This window comes from Kitasatospora sp. NPDC127035 (assembly GCF_042726075.1).
Classification (GTDB): Bacteria; Actinomycetota; Actinomycetes; order Streptomycetales; family Streptomycetaceae; genus Kitasatospora.
The window spans coordinates 99149-103807 of the sequence record NZ_JBHXDN010000031.1 but is presented as its reverse complement, the minus strand read 5'-3'; the positions used below and the strand labels follow the sequence as shown (position 1 = coordinate 103807).

The window sequence follows — 4659 nt, the reverse complement described above, 5'->3', positions numbered from 1 at the left end:
ACCCCCCCCCGCCCCCCCGGCCTTCCTGTCCCCGGGCACCGCTCACGCGGCCGGGCCCCGGCCCGCGCCCCGGGCAGCCCCCCCCGCGGGCCGCCCCGCCCGTCCGCCGCCCCCCCCGGCGGCATCGGGTTCGGCCGCCGGAAGTCGAGCCGTCGAGATCGTTTGCCCTACGATCTCGACGGCCACCGGACGTCCGTCACTCGATCCTGGTGCCGAGGGCAGCGGCAGCCGGTCCTGGCATGATGTGGAGGTGCCGAAGAAACGTCAGCGCGCAGCGTCCCTAGCCGAGGTGGCGGCGGCCATGGAGCCAGCACCGGCGGAGGAGGCCGAGGGCTCGCACGTTCTCCCGCCCGTGACGGCCCGCGGGTTCACCGACGCCGACGGCTGCCACTGGCGGCTCCTTCGTGGGCCGCTGGACCCTCGCCGGGCCAAGCGGCTCGCCGTCAGCGCCGACGTGATGTCGATGGGCGACTACTACGACGACCAGGCCCGGCGATGGCTCCCCCGCTTTCTCGCGGCGGACGAGCGCCCGGCCGCCTGGCTGGAGACGAAGGCCAGACTCGGCGCCGTTTACCTGCCGATCCACGAGGCCTACGAGTTCACCACCGACGACGGCCGTGTCCTCCTCTACATCGAGACGTACTGCTGAAGGCGCTCATGGCCTTCGGCCGAGATCTGCCAGGGCAGACCGGACCGGCTGGACCGCACGGCGAGGAGTTGCTGCCCTCCGGCTTCTCGTAGGCGATCTCCACCGGCCGGCCACCTCACACCGGTCGGTAGGCTGACGGGGGACGGGCTCTCGGCGCTCGTCACTCCGGGAGTCAGTGGCCGCTGAGACCCCATGTGTCGAGCCCGCCGTAGATGTGGGCCTCCCTACAGTGCGGGGCGGCGAAGCCGACGGCTTCGCCGCGGTAGATGGCGATGAGTGAGTCCTTGCCCCGCCACCAGGTGTCGGCGAGTCCCTGGACCTCGGACACCGGCTCGAATCCGTCGAGGTCCACCTGGTCGACGGCATCGCCCTTGACCTTCGTGACGGTCCTGGCCCAGTAGCCCGCGTGGTGGGCCAGCGCCAGGGCTTCCACCCACCCCTGGGTGTCGGCGTGCAGAGGCGTCCAGTGGTCGGCGTCGATCCCGAACTCACCTCCGGGCCCGATCATGAATCCGTAGGCCGTGGACACGCGGCAGCCGCCGGCAGGGAAGCACCATCCGTCCGCAGCCGAACCCTCGGGAACGTCGGCTTCGAGAACGCGAGGGCCACCTTCGTACACGGGGGCCGGGGGTAGGGCGATGCCACCCCAGAGTTCCTGGAAGGCCACGGCCCGGTCGATCTCCACGGCGGGTATCCCCGACCTGAGCCATGCATCCCGATGGCACCGAATGTCCCGGCGGGCAACGCGCAGCCCGTGCGCTTCGACGAAGTACCGGGCCCGGCGGCTCAGACCCTCCGGCGCCCGGAGGATCAACGGCACTCGCAGGTCAGCCCTCATGCCTGGGCCTCACGCTGAGCGAGCGGTTGTTCCGACAGCGAACGGCTGCGGCGGTCGGCTTGTCGAGGTCGGTGTCGTGGGAGCTCATCGGTTGAACGGTAGATCACGGAGGTGCCACCCGTCGCGGAGATTGCGCGTCGGCGAGACGTCCTGTCACCGCTGCCCGGGAGGTGGAGGTCAACGAGTGGGGAATCCACGGCCTGACCGGTCGGGCGCGGCCCACCGTCCCCAGCCCCCTTGGCGGCGGTTACGCCGTACCGGCCCGCCGGCCCATCCGGATTCCGGGCGGCCTCACGCACTGCGGCGGCGGGCACACGGATGCCCGGTGTGCGGCGGTCAGGAGACGGAGACGGGGGCGGGCGAGCGTGCTCGAGCGAGGGTTGGAGGCCGGGTCGGCCGCGCTGGAGCGCTCCCGGCCTCCGGCGCCCCTCGCCCATCGGCGACGGTCTCGGCGTCAGTCGCGGTACTCGCAGAGGTAGGCGGTCTCGACTGCGGCCTTGACCTGGAACCTGCTGTCGGCCGGAACGTTGAACCGGTCACCGGCCTTGAAGGTCTCCCACTGCTCGGAGCCGGGCAGCTTCACGGTGAGGGCGCCGGAGACCACGTGCATGATCTCCCCCTTCGCGGTGCCGAACTCGTACTCACCCGGTGCCATGACGCCGACGGTCGCCGGTCCTTCCTCCGCGGTGAAGGCGATCGACTTGACCGTGCCGTCGAAGTATTCGTTGACCTTGAACATGGGCGTCCTCTCGGAAACAGGGCAGGCAAGGGCAGCCCGCGCGTCGCGGGCCGGATCTTGGTGAGGGAAGGCTAAGGGTAGCGGCCGCCCTTCCCCACGCAGAACGCGGCTGCCGCCTTCCGCCGATCACGAAGCCCGAGGACACCATTGGGCGGCTGCGGACTCCGGGACCGCTCGCGCGGGATCGCCGTCTCGGCTGTCCCGTCGTGGTCAATGCGTTCCAGAAGGAGGCGCCCCGGAGGGCCGGCCACCTCTCCGGCCGGGCGCAGCGGCGGGCCTCCGCACAGATGTGAACACCGTCAAAGCATGCCGGCATCGCACTCCGCACCTGCCAATGAGCCGACACGGAATGGCCGCTGGAAATACCGGCAGACGACGAACGACACCTGCTAGCCTGCGTACGACCTGAAATCCGAGTGATCGAGGAGTGGCAGACGTGGCGGGTGACGACGACATCTCCGGGTGAGATCCGGATCTGACGGCCACCGGCCGGTGCTTCAGGAGCGCCGCAGCCGAGGTGGTCTTCTTCGTCGTGCCCCTTTCCCGTATCTGCCCGGGGCAGAGCTCCCAGTCCTGCCCTCAGTCTCTTTCGAGGTCACTTCCATGTCCGACGCCGCCGTCATCTGCTCGAACGTCTCCTTCGCCTGGCCGGACGACACCCCGGTCTTCCACGACCTGTCCTTCACCCTGCCCACCGGGCGGACCGGCCTGGTCGCCCCCAACGGCTCCGGAAAGAGCACCCTGCTCAAGCTGATCGCCGGAGAACTCCAGCCCGCGACCGGCGTGTTGACCGTCAGTGGCAAGCTCGGCCACCTCCGTCAGAGTCTCCCCCTGACCGCCGACCTCACGGTCGCCGAGGTACTCGGCATCGCCGACATCGTCCAGGCCATCGACGCGGTCGAGTCCGGCGACGTCGACGAGGAGCACTTCGCCGTCATCGGCGACGACTGGGACATCGAGGAGCGCACCCGCGCACAGCTCGACCGGCTCGACCTGGCTCACCTCGCCCTGGACCGCAGCCTGAGCACGCTCAGCGGCGGCCAGATCATCTCCCTCGGCCTCGCCGCCCAACTCCTCAGGCGTCCGGACGTGTTGCTGCTCGACGAACCGACCAACAACCTCGACACGGAGGCCCGGCACAAGCTCTACGACGTGCTGGCGGACTTCAACGGCTGCCTGCTGCTGGTCAGCCACGACCGCGCGCTGCTCGATCGCATGAACCACATCGCCGAGCTCAGCAGCGGCGAACTGCGTTTCTACGGCGGAAACTTCACCGCGTACGAGGACGCGGTGCGGGCCGAACACGAGGTCGCCGAGAAGAACGTCCGCAACGCCGAGCAGGAACTGAAGCGGGAGAAGCGGGAGTTGCAGCAGGCCCGCGAACGCGCCGACCGCCGTGCGAGCAACGCCGCCCGCAACCTCAACAACGCCGGCCTGCCCCGTATCTTCGCCGGCACCATGAAGCGCGGCGCACAGGAGTCCGCGGGCCGGGCGGGGCAGATGCACGCCTCCCGGGTCAACGAGGCCAAGGCCCGGCTCGACGAGGCCGGGCGCGCCCTGCGCGAGGAGCAACGTCTCTCCCTGGACCTGCCTGACACCCAGGTACCCGCCGGGCGCAACCTCTTCCTCGGCGAGGGGTTGCAGGTGCGCCACGCCGGCCGGCCCGTGTTCGCCGACGGCGGTGTCCACCTGAACATCCGCGGCCCCGAGCGCATCGCGCTGACCGGCCCCAACGGCGCGGGGAAGTCCACCCTGCTGCGGCTGGTCATCGGTGACCTCGCCCCGGACGACGGCCGGATCACGCGCAACGACGGCCGGATCGCCTACCTCTCGCAGCGCCTTGACCTGCTGGACCTGGACCGCACGGTGGCGGAGAACTTCGCCGCGTTCGCCCCCGAGCGGCCCGAGGCGGACCGGATGAACCTGCTCGCCCGCTTCCTGTTCCGCGGCGCCCGGGCCCACCTGCCGGTCGGCGTACTCTCGGGCGGCGAGCGACTGCGCGCCACCCTGGCCTGCGTGTTGTGCGCCGAGCCGGCCCCGCACCTGCTGCTCCTCGACGAGCCGACCAACAACCTCGACCTGGTCAGCGCGGGCCAGCTCAAGAGCGCGCTCAACTCGTACCGGGGCGCCTTCCTGGTGGTCAGCCACGACGAACGGTTCCTCGCCGAGATCGGGGTCAACCGCTGGCTGCGGCTCGCCGACGGAGCACTCCGGGAAACGGGAGCCCCTGCGGTGTGAGCCGCCGACGTCTCGGGCCGGTCGGGGCCGGCCAGGGCGGTTGCGCCGGTGCGGTACGGCGACCCGGTGGCGGCGGCCGGCGGGGGGGGGGGGGGGGGGGGGGGGCCCCCCCCCGGGGGGGGGCCGGGGGGCCCGGGGGGGGGGGGGTGCCGGGCCGGTGTGGTTTTAAAAAAAATCGCGGCGCCCGGAGGTGTG

Annotated in this window: 4 protein-coding genes; 2 read left to right on the top strand and 2 right to left on the bottom strand. The window is 71.2% G+C overall.

Annotated elements, in window-relative coordinates; all coding sequences use genetic code 11:
• The first annotated feature begins 301 nt into the window (after positions 1-301).
• Positions 302-649 (top strand): hypothetical protein, encoded by a 348-nt coding sequence (locus tag ACFWIC_RS21895; RefSeq protein ID WP_380519812.1) that lies wholly within the window; start codon positions 302-304, stop codon positions 647-649.
• Between the two features lie 172 nt (positions 650-821).
• Here the strand turns inward: ACFWIC_RS21895 and ACFWIC_RS21890 are convergent, their stop codons facing one another.
• A complete protein-coding gene (locus tag ACFWIC_RS21890) occupies positions 822-1487 on the bottom strand; it encodes a hypothetical protein (RefSeq protein ID WP_380519811.1) in 666 nt (221 codons plus the stop codon).
• Positions 1488-1941: 454 nt separating this feature from the next.
• Positions 1942-2226 (bottom strand): pyrimidine/purine nucleoside phosphorylase, encoded by a 285-nt coding sequence (locus ACFWIC_RS21885; RefSeq protein ID WP_380519810.1) that lies wholly within the window; start codon positions 2224-2226, stop codon positions 1942-1944.
• Positions 2227-2829: 603 nt separating this feature from the next.
• Between ACFWIC_RS21885 and abc-f the strand changes: the two genes are divergently transcribed.
• The gene (gene abc-f, locus ACFWIC_RS21880) at positions 2830-4464 is read left to right on the top strand and encodes a ribosomal protection-like ABC-F family protein (protein ID WP_380519809.1); all 1635 of its coding nucleotides are present in this window, start codon (positions 2830-2832) and stop codon (positions 4462-4464) included.
• Positions 4465-4659 lie beyond the last annotated feature (195 nt).